17 protein-coding genes are annotated in these 18,699 nt (G+C 52.5%); all 17 read right to left on the reverse strand.

Annotated elements, in window-relative coordinates; translation table 11 throughout:
* Nucleotides 1-8: 8 nt before the first annotated feature.
* On the reverse strand, nt 9-1,520 hold the full coding sequence (locus ACTRC3_RS03915) for a peptidoglycan D,D-transpeptidase FtsI family protein (RefSeq protein WP_440321727.1): 1,512 nt from the start codon (nt 1,518-1,520) through the stop codon (nt 9-11).
* Entirely contained in the window at nt 1,441-2,829 is a 1,389-nt protein-coding gene (locus tag ACTRC3_RS03920; RefSeq protein ID WP_440321728.1) for an FtsW/RodA/SpoVE family cell cycle protein, read from the reverse strand. Before ACTRC3_RS03920 ends, ACTRC3_RS03915 begins: the two co-directional genes overlap by 80 nt.
* A gap of 4 nt (nt 2,830-2,833) precedes the next feature.
* Nucleotides 2,834-5,062 (reverse strand): DUF3656 domain-containing U32 family peptidase, encoded by a 2,229-nt coding sequence (locus ACTRC3_RS03925; RefSeq protein WP_440321730.1) that lies wholly within the window; start codon nt 5,060-5,062, stop codon nt 2,834-2,836.
* A 52-nt stretch (nt 5,063-5,114) separates the two neighbouring features.
* A complete protein-coding gene (locus tag ACTRC3_RS03930) occupies nt 5,115-5,552 on the reverse strand; it encodes a cell division protein ZapA (protein WP_178038561.1) in 438 nt (145 codons plus the stop codon).
* A 34-nt stretch (nt 5,553-5,586) separates the two neighbouring features.
* Nucleotides 5,587-6,597, reverse strand: coding sequence for a Holliday junction branch migration DNA helicase RuvB (ruvB, locus tag ACTRC3_RS03935; protein WP_349163993.1), 1,011 nt, complete (start codon nt 6,595-6,597; stop codon nt 5,587-5,589).
* An 11-nt stretch (nt 6,598-6,608) separates the two neighbouring features.
* Nucleotides 6,609-7,235 carry a Holliday junction branch migration protein RuvA gene (gene ruvA, locus ACTRC3_RS03940; protein ID WP_178038563.1) on the reverse strand — a complete coding sequence of 209 codons (627 nt, stop codon included), beginning with the start codon at nt 7,233-7,235 and terminating at the stop codon, nt 6,609-6,611.
* Nucleotides 7,232-8,182: an RnfABCDGE type electron transport complex subunit D gene (locus ACTRC3_RS03945; protein WP_440321732.1), complete on the reverse strand. Its 951-nt coding sequence runs from the start codon at nt 8,180-8,182 to the stop codon at nt 7,232-7,234. Before ACTRC3_RS03945 ends, ruvA begins: the two co-directional genes overlap by 4 nt.
* A gap of 15 nt (nt 8,183-8,197) precedes the next feature.
* Complete coding sequence (gene rsxC, locus ACTRC3_RS03950; RefSeq protein ID WP_440321734.1) at nt 8,198-9,508, reverse strand: electron transport complex subunit RsxC; 1,311 nt, start codon at nt 9,506-9,508, stop codon at nt 8,198-8,200.
* 37 nt (nt 9,509-9,545) lie between these two features.
* Nucleotides 9,546-10,475 (reverse strand): putative ABC transporter permease, encoded by a 930-nt coding sequence (locus ACTRC3_RS03955; RefSeq protein ID WP_440321736.1) that lies wholly within the window; start codon nt 10,473-10,475, stop codon nt 9,546-9,548.
* A gap of 112 nt (nt 10,476-10,587) precedes the next feature.
* The gene (gene rpsA, locus ACTRC3_RS03960; protein WP_178038567.1) at nt 10,588-11,697 is read right to left on the reverse strand and encodes a 30S ribosomal protein S1; all 1,110 of its coding nucleotides are present in this window, start codon (nt 11,695-11,697) and stop codon (nt 10,588-10,590) included.
* Nucleotides 11,678-12,529, reverse strand: a complete 852-nt coding sequence (ispH, locus tag ACTRC3_RS03965) for a 4-hydroxy-3-methylbut-2-enyl diphosphate reductase (protein WP_440321739.1) — start codon at nt 12,527-12,529, stop codon at nt 11,678-11,680. Before ispH ends, rpsA begins: the two co-directional genes overlap by 20 nt.
* A gap of 9 nt (nt 12,530-12,538) precedes the next feature.
* Nucleotides 12,539-13,195, reverse strand: a complete 657-nt coding sequence (gene cmk, locus ACTRC3_RS03970; RefSeq protein ID WP_178038569.1) for a (d)CMP kinase — start codon at nt 13,193-13,195, stop codon at nt 12,539-12,541.
* 11 nt (nt 13,196-13,206) lie between these two features.
* Nucleotides 13,207-14,433, reverse strand: coding sequence for an NAD(P)/FAD-dependent oxidoreductase (locus ACTRC3_RS03975; RefSeq protein ID WP_440321741.1), 1,227 nt, complete (start codon nt 14,431-14,433; stop codon nt 13,207-13,209).
* Between the two features lie 203 nt (nt 14,434-14,636).
* Complete coding sequence (locus tag ACTRC3_RS03980) at nt 14,637-16,043, reverse strand: oxaloacetate decarboxylase subunit alpha (protein ID WP_178038571.1); 1,407 nt, start codon at nt 16,041-16,043, stop codon at nt 14,637-14,639.
* Nucleotides 16,044-16,289: 246 nt separating this feature from the next.
* On the reverse strand, nt 16,290-17,438 hold the full coding sequence (locus ACTRC3_RS03985; protein WP_178038572.1) for a sodium ion-translocating decarboxylase subunit beta: 1,149 nt from the start codon (nt 17,436-17,438) through the stop codon (nt 16,290-16,292).
* A 37-nt stretch (nt 17,439-17,475) separates the two neighbouring features.
* A complete protein-coding gene (locus tag ACTRC3_RS03990; RefSeq protein ID WP_186873490.1) occupies nt 17,476-17,847 on the reverse strand; it encodes a biotin/lipoyl-containing protein in 372 nt (123 codons plus the stop codon).
* Between the two features lie 31 nt (nt 17,848-17,878).
* Nucleotides 17,879-18,691 (reverse strand): OadG family protein, encoded by an 813-nt coding sequence (locus ACTRC3_RS03995; RefSeq protein ID WP_440321744.1) that lies wholly within the window; start codon nt 18,689-18,691, stop codon nt 17,879-17,881.
* Nucleotides 18,692-18,699: the final 8 nt, after the last annotated feature.

Below are 18,699 nucleotides of genomic sequence, written 5' to 3' on the forward strand. Positions count from 1 at the left end.
ATCACCTTCTACTCGGTCCCGTTCATCAGATCCTTCAGAGCCTTATTCCCGTACCATTCCTGAAAAATCTGCCGTGCAATGGGCACTGCGTACTCGCTGCCGCTGCCGCGCTCCTCCACCAGCACGCAGACCGCGATATCCCGGTCCCCGGTATCAGAAAAGCCTACAAACCAGGCGTGGCTCTTGCTCTTATCACTGGTGTACTCGGCTGTTCCCGTTTTACCTGCGGTCTCAAAGCCCAGGTCCTTCAGCTTGCTTCCTGTTCCGCTCTCCACCACGGCCTTCATATATTCGGTCAGTGCAGCGGCCTCGTCCGCCGTCATCAGGGAGCCGTACTCCTCCGTATCGAAGGTTTTCACCGTCGCGCCCTTCGCGCTTCGCACCTCCTCCAGCAGATAAGGCTTCATCAGCACGCCGTCATTGGCAATGGTGCCGGCAATCAGAGCCATATGAAGGGGTGAAACAAGCGTCTCCCCCTGGCCGATGGCTGTCATCATCTGTTCTGCAGGCGTGGCGTCCGTTTTCAGGGAAAAGGAGCTCTTGGAATAAGTCAGAGGTGACGGCAACTCTGTGTTGAACAGTAACTCCTCACAGGTACTCTTAAACACACTCTCATCCAGCGACAGGCCAATGGTGGCAAAGGCTGAATTACAGGATTTCGCAAAGGCCTTTGTCAAATCTTCGGCTCCATGGGCCTTCTTATTATAACAGCTGATGGTATAGTTTCCCTCTGTAACCTTTCCCTTGCAATTGAAGGAAAAGTCTGCATAGGAATCCGGATTTTCCCGCATATACTCCAGCAGCGTCACAATTTTAAACGTGGAGCCGGGCGCGTAGAGTCCCTGGGTCGCGCGGTTGTAGAGGACGCTGCCACTCTCCGGGGAATCCTCCGCCGTAAGCGTATCCCATTTTTCATTGATAGTACCTGGATCGTAGTCCGGCTTGGACACCATGGCAAGCACCCGTCCGGTCTGTGCTTCCAGCACTACCACCGCACCCCGGTTCTTGCCCAGGGCGTCGTAAGCGGTTCGCTGCAAATCCATATCCAGGGTGGTCACCACATTATCCCCCTGACTTTTCTGGTCTTTCACCTGATTTTTCAGTTGCTCTGCCGGTGAGATACTGGAAGTCAGCAGGTAGTAATTGGCTAACTGCTCAATGCCTGTATTTCCACGGGTAGAATAGCCCACCACATGGGCAAACAGATTGGCGTAGGGATATTCCCGGGTCTCTGTACCGTCCGACGCTGCCTTCGTCTCCGCCAGCACTGTGCCGTCCGAGGCCAGGATATTTCCCCGGATATTCCGCTCTGCAAAGGCGTCCAGCCTGGCGTTGTAGGGATTGTTGATTACATCCGGACTTAAGACCGCGTCAAAATAGATAAAATAGCCTGTCATCAGCGCAAACAGACCGATGAAAAGGTACGTAATCACCGCCAGTTCATGATTTTTCCTGCTTTTTGCTCTGCCCGTCTTTGACTCTTTTTGCTTTTCTTGCTTTGGCTGCTCGTTCTTTTTCAATCTGCAAATCCTCGTCTTCTTTTAAGAGATACATACCCTGAATAATATAAAACATCAGGATACTGGACGCCAGGGAGCTTCCGCCGTAGCTCACCAGCGGCAATGTCACGCCTGTGGACGGAATAAAGCGGATGGCTCCTCCGATGGTCAGGAACACCTGAAAACCATAGAGGGTCCCGAAGCCCAACGCCGTATATTTGTAGAATCGGTTCTTGATCTGCATGGCAATATTGATAAACATGATAAAACAGCTCATGCATATCAAAATCAGGCATACGGCGAAGATACCGCCCATTTCCTCAGCAATAGCCGAGAAAATAAAATCCTGCTCCACTACCGGGATCTTATTGGGCATGCCCAGATTCAGTCCCATGCCGAACCAGCGTCCGGTTCCGATGGCAAATAAGGACTGCGTGATCTGATACCCCTCATTTTCAATGACGCTGAAGGGGTCGGTCCAGGCCAGCACCCGGACCCGCACGTGGGCGAACAGATGATAGCCGATGACCGCCGCCACCGATCCCGCTCCCAGACCTGCCAGGAAATACAGAGGTTTCTTCGTGGCCACATAGAGTATCACCAGGTAGGTTACAAAGAACAGCAGTGCCCCGCCCAAGTCGCTGGACACTGCCAGCACCAGCACATGGGCCGCCGCCAGAATGGTCGTCCGCACAATATCCGCGAATTCCGTGCTCTTACTCAGCATGGCTGCCACAAAAAATACAAAGGTAATTTTCACAAACTCACTGGGCTGGAACACAAATTTGCCGATAACCAGTGATAATTTCGCGCCCGAGGTGGTCTTGCCCACTACGGCCACGGCCATCAGAAGCGCCAGCCCGCCGATTCCGTAAAGCCAGGGCAGCTTCTGCAGAAAGCCGCATTTTCGGATCAGTACCGGCACAATCAGTGCCACCGCCAGTGCCACTGCCGCAATCTGAAATTGACGCACTGCCTTGTCATATGACAGCCGCGTCAGCATGATGAAACCAATGGCCAGCAGCAGACACATATTGTTCAGCACCAGCCGATTTGCCTTCGGATAGATAATCCGGGTGAACACCAGCACCGCCTGCAGCAAAAAAAACTGAAAGGCGTAGAATACCGCCAGCTTCATTTCCCCGGTCTGCATGTACAGCACCACAAAGGCCAGGGCATGAATCAGGAACAGGTTCAGAATCTGCAGCCGAAAACCGTGGCGCACCTCCTCCTGATCCCGTTTTCGCAGCACCGAATAGCTTAAGGATGTATAAAGCGCAATCAGGATAATAAACGCGTATTTGGATAAATCGGTAATCAAGAATACCATATATTTACTGTACTCCCCGTTTCAAATGTCCCTTTGTGTAGCTGTACTCCGGTCTCCGGCACGGCGCGCCGCCGCAAAACACCTCTGTGTAATCCTTCAGGATTCTTCGGATTTCCTTCCGGCTCTCCAATGTAAAGCAGAGACGTAACGCCTCCGGCGCAAGCCGCTCGACCTCTTCTTTATTATTCAGGAGAGACAGCGGTTCACTGTTATAGATTACATTATAACAGTAACGGCAGTAATTGACAGCCGGAAATTCTTTCTTATAGCGATCTATCAGCATCCGCACCGTCTCCTTCTGATCACAGCGCTCCACCGTCCGGTGCAGACAACCTGCCGTAGTCATCAGCGGCAGATAACCGTAGGCAATGAGCTCGGCATCTCGGGCTCCCCGCTCCTTAAGTTCCCGGTCGTTCAGCTCCAGCGGAAGTGTTTCTCTTGTGATTCCCTGTTTTTTCCAGAATGTGCCGGCTTCCTGATTCCAGCTGTAGAGGTTGTGATCACCAATCAGCGGCAGTTCCAGCCCCTGATTTTTTACAAATTCCAGCTCTTCCAGGTTTTTCAGTACCAGGCCGTCCAATCCCGCCTGCTTTATCAGCTCTGTCCGCTCCTCAAACCACCGTCTGGCGGGTGTCCGGAAAATCGCCGGCAGTACCAGCAGACATTCCTTTTCTGCCCTGTGGCAGACATTTACATATTCCGGCAGCCGTTCAAAATCCAGCTTTTCGCTGGTCAGATAGACTGCCTGTACCTCCGGAAAATCCAGCACTTCCGGCAGATATTCTGCCCGCTCCAACTGTACCCGAAGCAGAAAATGACCTGGCTTCTGTGCCTTTTTGTCCGTATCTCCGCCTGCCCCGTTGCATGTAAGCAGCTTCCGTATATCTCCGGATGCTCTGTGCGCTCCTGCCGTACACTGCTCTGTCAGCTTCTCCAAAGCCTCCCGCCGCATCCGGTTCAGCTGCCCGTTGGGGCAGAAGATATCGCCGTCCATCTGTATCGCGAGCTTTCCGAATATAAAGGGAGTATCCCCGGTCTTCATAAGCTGCTTGCGGATATCCGCTTCCGTCATAGGCTGATTCTTCGGCACCTGACCGGGCTCGCCCTCCACGCGCACCTCTGCGTCCCGATACCGCACCGCAAGCTCCGACGGTCCATCCAGGGAAATGCGGAAGCTACCCTCGATGGTTTCCTTCTTATCCCTGTCCAGATATTCCTTCCGAATCTCCTGCAGCAGCGCCTCGTATCGCTGCTTTTCCTGCATGGCCTTCTTTCCCTTCTCCTCAAAATGGCTGGGTCTGGTCAGGGAAATCATATCGCGGCCATTGTGTACCTGATAATAGCCTCTGGAAAATCCGCCCCGGTTATAAAGTGCCTGCAGTTCCCCATAATCCTTCGGGTCCACACGATATTTATCCCCTCCATATTCCAGGTAATGATCCAGATATTTCCGATAAACGCGCACTACGCCTGCCGTGTACTCGGGTCGTTTCATCCGACCCTCGATTTTCAGGGAGCAGACGCCTGCCTCCAGAATTTCCGGCAGAATCTCAATGGTGCACATATCCTTGGGACTTAAGATATACTCCTCGCCCTTTTTGCCAAGCAGCTTTCCATCACCCTTCAACTGATAAGGCAGGCGGCAGGGCTGAGCGCACCGGCCACGGTTGCCGCTGCGGCCGCCAAACATGCTGCTCATCAGGCACTGGCCCGAATAACAGTAACAGAGGGCTCCGTGAATAAAGCTCTCAATCTCCACATCCACGGTATCATGAATCCGGCGAATCTCCTGCAGCGACAGCTCCCGGGCTGTCACCACACGGGCAGCTCCCTGCTTTTTCAGAAATTCAGCTCCTTCCGCGCCAAGCACCGTCATCTGAGTGCTGGCGTGAATATCCAGATCCGGGAAGTTCTCGCGAATATAGGAAAAGACACCCATATCCTGGACAATGACTGCGTCCAGACCGCTCTCATAATAGGGCTTCAGATAAGCTCCAAGCTCCTCCATCTCCGAATCCTTCAAAAGCGTATTGACTGTCATATACAGATCGCAGCCGTGCAGATGAGCGAACTCGATAGCCTCACACAGGCCCTTTTCGTCCGGATTCTCCGCATAGGCCCGGGCGCCAAACCTTGTGCCTCCGATATATACGGCGTCCGCTCCCGCGTTGACTGCGGCCCGCAGGCTCTCAAAGGAACCTGCCGGAGCCAGAAGCTCTGTCTGATGTCTCATGTTTCCTCCTCCACAAAAAAGGCGCCAAAAATCCGTCTGGCGCCCTCTCCATTTATCTCTGTGTATTGTTTCCACTGTTCACAGAATTCACATTATTTCCAACATTATTCTGCTTTCCCGCATGCTGCTCATTTCTGCGGTTATTCTGTCCGGAGCCTGCCTTCTTCTCTTTTTTCAGATTCTCGATCTCCAGCCGGGCCTCAATCAGATCGTGACGGACGCTGTACAGCTCCCGCTCCTTCTTCTCCAGCTCCGCGGTCAGCTTCTCAGCCTGGTTCTTGGCTTTAAAATAGTCGTCCGCCAGGTTCATACTCAACATCAGCTGCCGCTGATCGCCGCTCTGTTTCCGGTAGTTTTCCGTACTGTGGCACTCGGTCATTTTCTCGTTGATATAGACTGCTATCTGATGCAGATACTCCTGGCTTTCGTAGCCGCTGATCTTATAGACCCGGCCATCCACCACCACTTCCACTGCGTTTTTCATCGCCATCTCGTTCACGTCCTTTGGTTTTTTCGATACTCTATTATATCACATTACCGCCATCCGGCACAACACCCAGGTGATGATATCCCAACTCTGTGACCACACGTCCCCGGGGCGTCCGGTTAATGAAACCTTTCTTGATCAGATACGGTTCATAGACATCCTCTATCGTGCCGGAATCCTCGCCGATAGCCGCCGCCAAGGTGTCCAGGCCTACCGGACCGCCCATGAATTTCTCAATCATGGTCATAAGAATCCGCCGGTCGATCTGATCCAGACCATAGCGATCCACTTCCAGCAGATCCAGCGCGAAATCCGCAATCTCTTTCGTGATCTTCCCATCATATTTGACCTGGGCGAAATCACGTACCCGTTTCAGAAGCCGGTTGGCCAGTCTCGGAGTTCCCCTGGAACGTCTGGCCAGCTCCAGGGCTCCCTTCGGGTCAATCTCCACGCCCAGCACGTCCGCCGAACGCTCCACAATGGTCTGCAGCTCCTCGTCTGTATAGAACTCCAGATGATGAACCACGCCAAAGCGATCCCGCAGGGGCGCTGTCAGAAGTCCCGCCCTGGTTGTCGCGCCAATCAATGTAAAATGCGGCAAATCCAACCGGATAGACCGGGCCGAAGCGCCCTTTCCAATGACGATATCAATGGCAAAGTCCTCCATGGCCGGGTACAGAACCTCCTCCACCTGTCGATTCAGCCGGTGAATCTCGTCCACAAAAAGCACATCACCCTCAGACAGATTGTTGAGGATAGCCGCAATTTCACCGGGTTTTTCGATAGCCGGACCGGAAGTCACCTTCATGTGAACGCCCATCTCATTGGCAATAATGCCGGCAAGAGTCGTCTTGCCCAGTCCCGGCGGTCCGTAAAACAGCACATGATCCAGAGATTCTCCCCGGGCTTTGGCCGCCTGAATATAGATCTTCAGATTTTCCTTAGCCTTCTCCTGGCCGATATATTCATCCAGCGTCTGAGGCCGCAGACTGTAGTCTGTGCGGATATCCTCCTCCATAGCCTCCGTTGTAATGATACGTTTTCCCATCTCTCTGTCTCCTAGAAGCTGATATATTTTAACGCAGCTTTTAAAATATCTTCTACATTCATACCGTCGGCTGCTTCCACCTTCCGCACAGCCTTCAGGGAATCGGAAGCGGAATAGCCAAGGGCTGTCAGAGCTTCCACGGCCTCGTTCCGGGCCTCGCTCAGATCGGGAGCCGCTCCAGCTGCCGCCTTTGCCTGGCTATTCTCCAGACGCGCCTCAAAGGCCTCCTCAAGGCTTAATTTATCCTTCAGCTCCAGAATCAGCTTCTGGGCTGTCTTCAGGCCGATACCAGGCGCTTTTGCAATGGCCTTTGCGTCATCCGCCAGCACCGCGAAGCGGAGATCGTCCGCGGAAAGGGCGGAAAGTACTCCAAGGGCCGCCTTCGGACCGATACCATTGACGCTCAAAAGCTGTTGAAACAGCTTCCGATCCTCCCGGGTAAAAAAGCCGAAAAGCACAAATGCGTCCTCCCGCACCTGCAGGTAGGTATACAGGCGAAGCTCCTCGCCTGCCGCCGGTAAAAGATCCAGATCCCGTCCGGACATGAGAATCCGGTAGCCGATTCCACCGGTCTCCAGCACTGCCATACTCTCCTCCGGCTCAATATAAGCCAGTGTACCTCTGATATACGCAATCATGGCTGTCTCCTGTTCTGTGTAACCTGTACCGGTTTTCTTCTTCCGAAGGGCTTCGGTACAGTCAGTTGTTCAATAAACGGCACGCACAGATTTGATACCAGTATCGCGTACACCATACCCTCTTCTATCCCGGCCAGCCGAAGCGCCGCCGTCATGACGCCAATCAGAACGCCGTACCAGATCTGGCCCTTTCTCGTAATCGGTGACGTCACACAGTCCGTCGCCACAAAGAAAGCTCCCAGAATTAGACCGCCTCCCAGAAACTGGGTGGTAAAATAGAGCTGATCAAAGCCCTTTCCCGCGCCGAGAAACAATGTAATCAGGAAGGAGATCCCAATCGCCGCCGGAATCCGCAGATGAATGATACCAAAGGCCAGCAGCAGCACCGCGCCAAGGAGTAACATCGCCGCCGATACCGTACCGATACTGCCGTTGGTATTGCCCCAGAGCATCGGATAGGGATCTACGGTCTGTCCGGACAAAAGCTGCCCCAGAAGCGTCTGGGAACCATAGCTGCCGAAGCTGTAATCCTTCATATATTTCGGAAAAGCCAGAAACAGAAAACAATAGCCGGAAAGAGCCGGATTCAGCCGGTTCTTTCCAAGGCCACCGAAAGGCATCTTGATCACGCCGACAGCAAAAAGCCCTCCTAAGGCTCCAAGCCACAGAGGCGCGTTTACCGGCAGCATCAGGGCCAGCAATTCCCCCGTCACCATGGCACTTCCGTCCGCCACAGTCAGCGGCTTATCCCGAAACGCTTCAATGGTAAATTCTGTAAGTGTACAGGTGACAACGCAAATCAGCAGATGCAGAAGTACCCGCGGTCCGAAATGAAGGACGCCGAAAATCTCCGCAGGCAAAAGCGCCAGAAGCATCATCCGCATCATACCTGCTGTCGTCATCGTTCCCTTCACATGAGGAAAGATCCATTTGTAATTTTTTTCCATTGTCTCATTTCCTCCCTATCTTCTTCCCTGTGCCAGCAGCTTCCGGCGCATGTCCTGAATGGACGGAGCCAGCTGTCTTCTGGCCGGGCATACAAAGCTGCAGCTTCCGCAGCCCAAGCATTCCATGCCGTTCATATCCCGGAACTCCTGCTCTTTTCCGGCCTCCGCCGCGTCCGCAAGCTTTGTGGGCAAAAGATAAATCGGGCAGGCCTCTGTACAGGAACCGCATCGGATGCAGACGCCCGGCTTATCCGTATAATCCTGACTCATGCACAGAAATCCGGTTACTGTCTTCGTCACCGGAACCTCCAGGTTCTTCATCTCCACACCGCGCATGGGACCGCCGCAGACAAACTTCTTCGGCTGCTTCGCGTAACCGCCCGCTGCCTCCGGAAGCTCCGAAAAACTGGTGCCGATCCGAACCAGAAAATTTTTCTGTTCCTTCAACGCTTTTCCGGTCACCGTCACTGCCCGCTTCGTCACCGGAAGGCCGAGAACCAGCGCCTCATAGATGGCGTGAAGCGTTTCCACATTCAGTACGATACAGCCCGCGTCTGCCGGAAGCTGGGACGTGTTGATCTCCGCGCCGGTACAGGCGTAGATCAGCATACGCTCCGCACCCTGGGGATACTTGGTTTCCAGTACCCGGACCTCCATCCGGGGTTCACTTCCGCTGGCCATCTGCATGGCTGTAATGGCGTCCCGTTTATTATCCTCCATGGCAAAAATACCGGTAGCACGCTCAAAAAGACTCAAAACAATCCGAAGTCCCTCAACCAGACACTCCGGCGATTCCAGCATTCTACGGTAATCGCTGGTCATATAGGGCTCACATTCGGTACCGTTGATCAGGACATAACGGATTCTCTTAGGATTCCGTACTGCCAGCTTGATATGGGTCGGGAATCCGGCTCCTCCCATACCGACCACTCCGGCCTCCTGGATCCGGCGCAGGCGCTCCCCAACCTCCAGCTCCTGCCAGGGCTTTATCTCCGAAACCGGCATTTTTTCGTACAGACCGTCATTTTCGACTACCACAGACAAAATCTCTTTTCCGGATACGGTTTTCCGCGGCTCAATCGCTTTTACCGTACCGGACACCGACGCATGAACCGGCGCGGAGATATCGCCACTGGCCTTCGCAAGGAGCTGTCCCTCCAGTACCCGGTCTCCCACAGCTACCACTGGCACTGCCGTGCCGCCGATATGCTGACGCAGGGGATAGATCAGATCTCCCTTCGGCAGATACTCCTCCAATGCTTTTTCTCTTGTAAACCGCTTTCTCTTGTGCGGAAATACTCCGCCCTTAAAGGTCACATGTGCCATGAATTTTTATCACTCCGGTATTTTTTATTTCAACTCGTTACTGTTCTCTGGAACCCTTGCCAACCTTCCGTACCGCACGCTCTTTCAGCGCCTGCGCCCGGGACTTCATGTTCGGGTAAGCGTTCATGGTACGTCTGGTAAATACGTTACCCATACCTTTCAGACGCTCAAAGCGCTTCTGCGCAGCGCCGAAACGCTCGGCCAGCTCTGCCAGACGTCCTTCCTGACGGGCTTTAAATTCTTCAGGAGACTCACCCGCAAAGGCTACCATTGCATTGACCCGATCCTCAAGACGCTGTTTCAGCTCCGGTACATACTCAGGCAGACGGTAATGGGCCAGCCGTTCTTTGAGTTCCTCGGTGCTCTCATAGAGCTTCGTATTCTGGATATATTCGTACAGCTCGTCCATAACCGCGTCCATATTCCGCAGCTTCTCGCCAATCTGCATGGCGTTCATGTAGGACATGCCGAAATCCACCGCGTATACCAGGGTCGCCACGCTCACCAGCAGCTTTCCGGTCGCCACGCTGTACAGGCTCACAATCCAGTCCACAAAAGGCTGAAATACATAAAAGAGAATCACGGAAAACACTCCCCAGCCCAGGGATGCGCCCAGACAGATGCGCCCCTGAAAATTAAACTTATTCTTGCTGTAATCCCACCAGCTGGTATGGAACAGAGCCTCCATCAGAACCGCCGTAACATATTCCAGAATTGTCGGCACAATCACGCCGCAGATATAGAGCAACAGAATATTTCCGGCGATGGGCTTCAGAATCAGATAGACGATGACAGCCCCGAAGCCATAGATGGTGCAGACCGGACCGGCCACAAAGCCTCGATTGACCAGTTTCTTCTCCTTTATGGATACGTAGGAGCTTTCCCAGAGCCATCCCAAGAAGCTATAGATATAAAACCAGTTGACGATATGGTAAATGTCCACGCCTGCAATCTGTATATTCCACATACTGTCCTTTCTCCTTGTGTATTTCACAAAATTATGCCCAGACAAGGCGCGAGGACACGCACGCCAAAGTGCCTGTCCTCCCGTCTGTGTATATCCGTTTGTAATTCTTTTCTTACTCTTCCTCAGCTGCTACCGCGTCGATGTCCACATCTGCCACATCGCCGGCTGTCTCGTTGCTCTGCAGTGCCTTCATGCTCAGAGAAATCTTCTTATCCTCGCCATTGAAGTCTACAACCTTTGCCTCGATCTCCTGACCGATGCTCAGTACGTCAGACGGCTTCTCTACGTGCTCTCTGGAAATCTGGGATACATGAAGCAGTGCGTCTACACCCGGCTCCAGCTCTACAAATGCGCCGAAATCTGTCATTCTTGCCACCTTACCGGTAACTACGTTGCCTACTGCATACTTGTCAGCAGCATACAGCCACGGATTCTGATCCTCAAATTTCAGGCTCAGGGCAATCTTGGTATCACGGATATCCTTAATCAGGACATTCAGCTTCTCGCCAACCTTGAATACCTTCTTCGGGTTCTCTACGCGTCCCCAGGACATCTCAGAGATATGAAGCAGACCGTCTGCTCCGCCCAGATCTACGAATGCACCGAAATCGGTTACGTTCTTTACAACACCCTCTACCACATCGCCTACATGGATGCGCTCGAAGAGCTCTTTCTGCTTCTCAGCTTTTTCAGCAACGATCAGCTGCTTACGGTTACCGATGATGCGGCCACGGCGCGGATTGAACTCGGTAATAACAAAGCTGATCTCCTGACCTTCATACTTCGCCAGGTTCTTTTCATAGGTATCGGATACCAGGCTTGCCGGGATGAATACTCTGGACTCATCTACAACAACGCTTAAGCCGCCGTCCAGAACCTGGGTAACCGGTGCTGTCAGCACTTCCTCGTTCTCAAAAGCCTCTTTCAGACGCTTGCTGCCCTTCTCGGCTGCCAGACGCTTGTAGGTCAGGAGAACCTGTCCCTCGCCGTCGTTGACCTTCAGAACCTTTACTTCCATGGTATCACCTACATGGATGACTGTGGTCAGGTCGATGGGGCTGTTGCTGTACTCATTCTTGGTCAGGATACCGTCGGATTTGTAGCCTATGTTCAAGATGGCTTCATCTTCTTTGACATCAATCACAGTGCCTTCGACAACCTCTCCGTTTCTTATTGTTTTCAGTGAACCTTCAAGCATTTGTTCAAAACTTAATTCTGACATGTTTTTGAACCTCCTCAATAATTTTGTTTGGGGTCGAAGCCCCTGCTGTAATACCTACGCAACGGATGGACTGCGATGTCTTCAAATCCAAATCATCAAGTGACTGTATATAGTAAGTATTTTCACATTCTTTTTTACATATTTCAAATAGCTTCTGTGTGTTGGAGCTGTGACTTCCTCCGATCACTATCATCGCGTCTACATCGGACGCAATTTCCCGGGCTTCGGTCTGACGCTCCTCGGTTGCACTACAGATCGTATTTAAAACAATTATATCATAACCCTTTTTTGAAATAATTTCAACTATATCTTCAAATTTATTGTAGTTAAATGTCGTCTGGGACACAATGCAGAGCTTTTCACCCATCGGCAGGGCAAAGTTTTCCGCTTCTTCAAGGGATTCCACCACGTAGGCAGGTTTTTCGCACCAGCCACGGATGCCCTCCACCTCGGGATGCTTTGCATTACCGATGATCAGGATGTGACGTCCGTTGGCTTCTTCCTTCCGGGCGATACGGTGAATCTTTTTCACAAAAGGACAGGTGGCATCCACCAGATTCACGCCCTGCTGTTTCAGAAGCTCATACACCTTTTCCCCCACGCCGTGGGCCCGGATGATGACTGTACCGCTGGTGAGGCTTTTCAGTTCTTCTTCGGAGTTCAGAACTTTTACGCCCTTTTCCTCCAGTTCCTGTACCACGGTTTCATTGTGTACAATGGGGCCATAAGTGTAAATGGGGCCCTCCGCCTGCTCCACCTGTTCGTATACCGTGTCCACGGCCCGGCGCACGCCAAAGCAGAACCCGGCCGTCTTCGCAAGCCTTACTTCCATAGGCACCTCCTAGTGAATCAGATCGGTAATTGCCGTGATTACCTCATCAATGGTCATATCTGAGGAATCCACATAAGTCGCGTCCTCCGCCTGACGAAGAGGTGCGAACTCCCGCTCCATATCCCGCTTGTCCCGCTCGATAATGTCAGCCTCAATGGCCGCCAGATCACAGGTCTCACCCTTTTCCGTCAGCTCGTCATAGCGGCGCTTGGCGCGGCAGGCGCTGGACGCGGTCAGATAGACCTTTACATTGGCCTTCGGAAGCACATAAGTGCCGATATCCCGGCCATCCATGACCACATTTTCCCGCTCGGCCAGGGCGCGCTGCAGCTCCACCAGCTTCAGGCGCACGTCCTTATTTACAGAGGACGCAGAAGCCATATTGCCTACCTCCTCGGTGCGGAGCAATCCGGTTACGTTCTCACCGTTCAATAATACCTGCTGTAAGCCGTCCTTGTATGCAATCGTAATATCAGCGTCACGGCTTGCCGCACTGATTTTTCCGCTCTCGTCCGCGCTAATCCCCCGGCGCAGCAAATACAGCGCCATGGCACGGTACATAGCTCCCGTATCCACATAGATGTACCCCATCTTCTTCGCCACTGCCTTAGCAATGGTACTTTTTCCGGCTCCCGCCGGTCCGTCAATCGCTATCTGATATGTCATAGGTTCCTCCTCTATACAGCATTACCGGCTGCGTAGGCCGTGGACCAGGCAATCTGCAGATTGAATCCGCCGGTCACTGCGTCCAGATCCAGTACCTCACCGATAAAGTATAATCCTTTTACGAATTTTGATTCCATGGTGGAAGGATTGATCTCCTTCACAGCCACGCCGCCTTTGGTAATAATCGCCTCTTTGTAATCCCGAAGCCCCGTCACGGTCATAGGCAGGCTTTTGGTCAGCTTCACAAAGCCCTGCCGCTCCTCCCGGGAGATATCATGTACCTTCTTATCTTGGTCGATGCCACTGAGGCCAATCATCACCGGCGTTAATTTAGCCGGGAACAGGCTGCCGATCACATTTTTGAAGCTCTTATTGTGATTTGCGTCAAACTCCCTTAGGATACGTTGGTCAAGCTGTTCCTCACTGAGCGCGGGTTTCAGATCCAGTACCGCCTTAAGCTCCTGCTTTGCCGCCAGGGTTCCCACGTAGCTGCTGGCTGTCAGCACCAGTGGTCCGGTGATACCGAAATGGGTGAACATCATCTCTCCGAACTCCCGGAATACCTCTTTCTTTCCATTGCAGATCCGAAGCTCCACATTTTTCAGGGAAAGTCCCTGTAAATCCTTTACAAATTGTTCCCGGATATTAAAAGGAGTCAGGGACGGGATGCAGTCGGTCACCTTATGGCCCGCCTCTTTTGCGAAACGGTAGCCGTCGCCTGTGGAACCGGTTACCGGATAGGAAAGACCGCCCGTGGCCACAATAACCGCGTCACCCTCTATCCGGGTTTTATCTGACAAAATCAGACCTCTGGCTTCTCCCGCTTCAACGATAATATCTTTTACTTCTGTATTCAAGTGAACCTCTACGCCAGCACGCCGCATACTACGCCGCAGCGTATCCAGCACATCCGCCGATCTGTCCGACAACGGGAAGACACGTCCCCCCCGCTCCGTCTTGATCTTCAGACCCTCTTCTTCGAAAAAGGCCATGGCGTCCTGGTTGGTGAAGCCGTAAAAGGCGCTGTATAAAAAACGGCTGTTGGTTCGCACGCTGGCGAAAAGAGCGTCCATGTCGCAGGCATTGGTCAGATTACAGCGGCCCTTTCCCGTAATATACAGCTTCTTACCCAGCTTTTCATTTTTCTCATATACGTGGACCTCATGGCCGTTTCTGGCCGAGAAAATGGAAGCCAGCATACCGGCTGCGCCGCCGCCCACGATCAATACCTTGCTCATGCAAATTTCTCTCTTTCTATCTGTACATCTGTAGCAGCTCATCATCACAATGTCACATCGTTTCGGGTGAAATAGTGAATTTCATACGAATACTTCGTAATGTAAAAACAGCGTCGGCGAAAATTCGCCAACGCTGTTAGTGTACCACATTTTTGCCGGATCGGCAATCTGCGATTTCAAAATCTGATTTTTCAAAAATCCGATTATACCGGATATGCCCCGTTCTCGGTGTCTGCTACGGTTGCATCCATTTTCTTCTGCTGTGCGTCTCTGTACTTGAAGAAGTCGGTTGCTACCTGCGGGAACAGTGCGTAGGTCAGAACGTCCTCCGGCTGCTCCTCGTACTGCTTCATCTCGCTCTCCAGAGTCTCTAATTCGTTCGGAACCAGGTCTGCCGGACGGCAGGTGATCACCTCGGCATCGCCGATGCACTTCTTCTGAACCTCCGGATTGAACGGCTTTACAGTCTTTCCATAGTGTCCGGACAGCAGGTCCTTGGACTCCTTAGTTACCATCTTGTAACGCTCGCCGCCTACCACATTCATAACAGCCTGTGTACCTACAATCTGGGAGGACGGAGTTACCAGCGGGCACTCGCCGAAGTCCTTACGTACACGCGGAACCTCCTCCAGTACCTCATAGTATTTGTCGGAAGCGCCCAGATCCTTCAGCTGGGAAGTCAGGTTGGACAGCATACCGCCCGGTACCTGATACAACAGGGTCTTGATATTCACGCCCAGGTTCTTCGGATTCAGCAGGCCGCTCTCCAGAGCCTCGTCGCGCATGGGACGGAAGTAATCCGCGATCTCAGCAAGAAGCTTCTGATCATATCCTGTATCATAGGGAGTTCCCTTGAAGGTTTCAACCATAACCTCGGTTGCCGGCTGGGAAGTTCCCAGAGCGAAGGGAGACATGGCGCAGTCGATGACGTCTACGCCGGCCTCTACCGCCTTTAAGTAGGTCATGGAAGCCACGCCGGAGGTATAGTGAGTATGCAGCTGAATCGGGATCTTAACGGTCTCTTTCAGTGCCTTAACCAACTCCGTAGCCTTGTACGGAAGCAGCAGGCCTGCCATATCCTTGATACAGATGGAGTTTGCACCCATCTCCTCGATGTTCTTCGCCATGGTGGTCCAATACTCCAGTGTATACGCGTCGCCCAGAGTGTAGGACAGCGCTACCTGTGCATGGCCGTTCTCTTTGTTGGCAGCCTTTACTGCTGTCTGCAGGTTACGCAGATCGTTCAGGCAGTCAAAGATACGGATAATATCAATACCATTTGCGATGGACTTCTGTACGAAGTACTCTACGACGTCGTCGCCGTAGGGACGGTAACCCAGAATGTTCTGTCCACGGAACAGCATCTGCAGCGGAGTTTTCTTTGCCTTGTCTTTGATTTTACGAAGTCTCTCCCAGGGATCCTCATGCAGGAAACGAAGGGATGCGTCGAAGGTAGCTCCTCCCCAGCACTCCAGGGAATGGTAGCCTACCTGATCCAGTTTTTCCACGATGGGCAGCATCTGCTCTGTGGACATACGTGTAGCAATCAGAGACTGATGTGCGTCACGCAGGATAGTCTCGGTAATCTGTACCGGTTTCATATCTGACATAATAGTTCCTCCTATTATTACGGCTCCCAAAGTCAGATGTCTTATCGTGCAGGCACGAACGCCATCTGACTTTTTGAGCCCGGCATCATTAAAGCGGATATTCGCAATCCGCTTCGCTACTTGCTCATAACCGAATAACTGCTCCGCAGTTTATCAGAAGGAGCTTGCACTCCTCCTGATACAAGCAAGTCCCCACCCATTGCTTATTGCTTTTCGCAATTGAAGTAGGGGACTTACTTGATTCGGTTAAATTCCAAAAATTGCCATAAAGGTTCCGGCTGCTACGGCCGTACCGATAACTCCGGCTACGTTCGGTCCCATGGCATGCATCAGCAGGAAGTTGGTCGGATCTGCTTCCGCTCCTACCTTCTGTGATACACGGGCTGCCATCGGAACTGCGGAAACTCCGGCGGAACCGATCAGCGGATTGATCTTGCCCTTGCTGAGTACGCACATAAGCTTGCCCAGAAGAACGCCGGCCGCGGTACCGAACGCGAACGCAATCAGACCCAGGGCTACGATCTTCAGTGTGCTGATATTCAGGAATGCCTCTGCGCTGGTGGTTGCTCCTACGGAGGTACCAAGCAGAATAACAACGATGTACATCAGGGCGTTGGACGCTGTATCCATCAGCTGACGTACCACGCCGGACTCGCGGAACAGGTTACCCAGCATCAGGGCACCTACCAGCGGAGCGGTGGTCGGCAGAATCAGGCAGACAACAATGGTTACAATAATCGGGAACAGGATCTTCTCCAGCTTGGATACCGGACGAAGCTGCTCCATCTTGATTTTACGCTCTTTCTCGGTCGTCAGCAGCTTCATGATAGGCGGCTGAATAATCGGAACCAGAGACATATAGGAATACGCAGCTACCGCAATGGGTCCAAGCAAAGCGGTCTGCTCCAGTTTTCCGGCCAGGAAGATGGAAGTCGGGCCATCTGCTCCACCGATGATGGAGATAGCCGCTGCTGCCTTGTCGGAAAAGCCCATGAGCATAGCGCCCAGATAAGCTGCGAAGATACCGAACTGAGCTGCCGCTCCCAGAAGGAAGCTCTTCGGATTCGCGATCAGCGGACCGAAGTCGGTCATGGCTCCGACGCCCATGAAGATCAGGGACGGCAGGACAGACCATTCATCCAGTACATAGAAGTAGTACAGAAGTCCGCCTACTCCGTTTGAAGTTTCCTCCGGACTTGCGATAATATCCGGATAAATATTTACAAGAAGCATACCAAAAGCGATCGGAACCAGAAGAAGAGGCTCGTACTCTTTTTTGATAGCCAGATACAGGAACACGCATGCCACCAGGACCATGACGTAATTTCCCCAGGTCAGGTTAAAAAACGCGGTCTGATGCATGAGGTTTCCCAGGGTTTCTAAAATGTATCCCATGTCTTAACCTCCGTTGATTTCTCTTAAGGCTATGCCATTAGTTCAGGGATGCCAGTAAATCTCCGGACTCTACAGCCTGGCCTACGCTTACGTTGATGCCTGCTACGGTGCCGTCCTGGGGTGCTACTACCGGGATCTCCATCTTCATTGCCTCAAGAATGATGATGCTGTCACCGGACTTCACTGCCTGTCCGACACTTGCCTCTACCTTCAGTACCTTGCCCGGTACGGAAGCCTTTACTGCTACTGCGCCTGCTGCCGCGGGAGCTGCTGCCTTCGGAGCTGCTGCCGGTGCAGGTGCTGCTGCGGGAGCTGCCGCTGCGGGAGCTGCTGCTACTGCGCCTGCGCCCTTCTCTTCAACGACTACATCATAAGCTACGCCATTTACGGTAATTGTATAATTTTTCATCTCTATGAATCCTCCTAAATATGAGCATGCGTTATGCTTTTTTCCATTTATTGTTGCTTCTGCGCTTGATAGAACGTACTACAAAGCCATCTGTAGATGTACACTCTGCCGCCGCAATTGCCGCAGTGATGACTGCGATAAGCTGCAGATCGTCTGCCGGTGCAGGTACCGCAGGTGCCACAGGAGCAGGTGCGGGCGCTGCCGCCTTCTCTGCCGCATCCTTCTTTGCCTTTCCCCGATTTTCAAATACGGATACGTATTTGAACAGGGAAATGATAAACGCCAGAAGAATCAGCACAGCGAATACAGATCCCATACCAATCAAGGTATTCAGGGCTGCCTTTTTGGCAATCTCTCCCTTGCTGTAGATCGGGTCCATGGTTACCGTGGTAACCACATCGTCCTTATCAAACTCCAGAGCCAGACGCATGTTATGATCTGTGAACTCATAGACAGCAGTGTAGGTTACATTGCCATCCTTGTCGGTGGTGCCGCCCTCATATTCCTTCAGGCCTACAAAATCACCGAACTCATCGAAATTGGCATCATAGGATTTCAGCAGGCTTAAGTATGCGTCTGCCGTAAAATCAAACTTCTGTCCGGTTCCGCCGATATAGGGATACAAAGCTACCTGCTGCTCAAAATCATCATAATTCTCCTGAAGATTGCTCAGATTCGCATCCAGGCTTTCTTTATCTGTACCAACCAGCATCTCCACATAGCTGTCGAGCTTGCCCTGGTATACCTCCTCATTCGGAAGAGTCTCCTTGGCAGCGCAGCCGGTCAGTACAAAAAGTCCCATCAGGAGCAGCAGAGCCGATAATTTTTTCAAGCTTCGTTTCATACTCTCAC

This window comes from Laedolimicola sp., assembly GCF_051972735.1.
Taxonomy (GTDB): domain Bacteria; phylum Bacillota; class Clostridia; order Lachnospirales; family Lachnospiraceae; genus Laedolimicola; species Laedolimicola intestinihominis.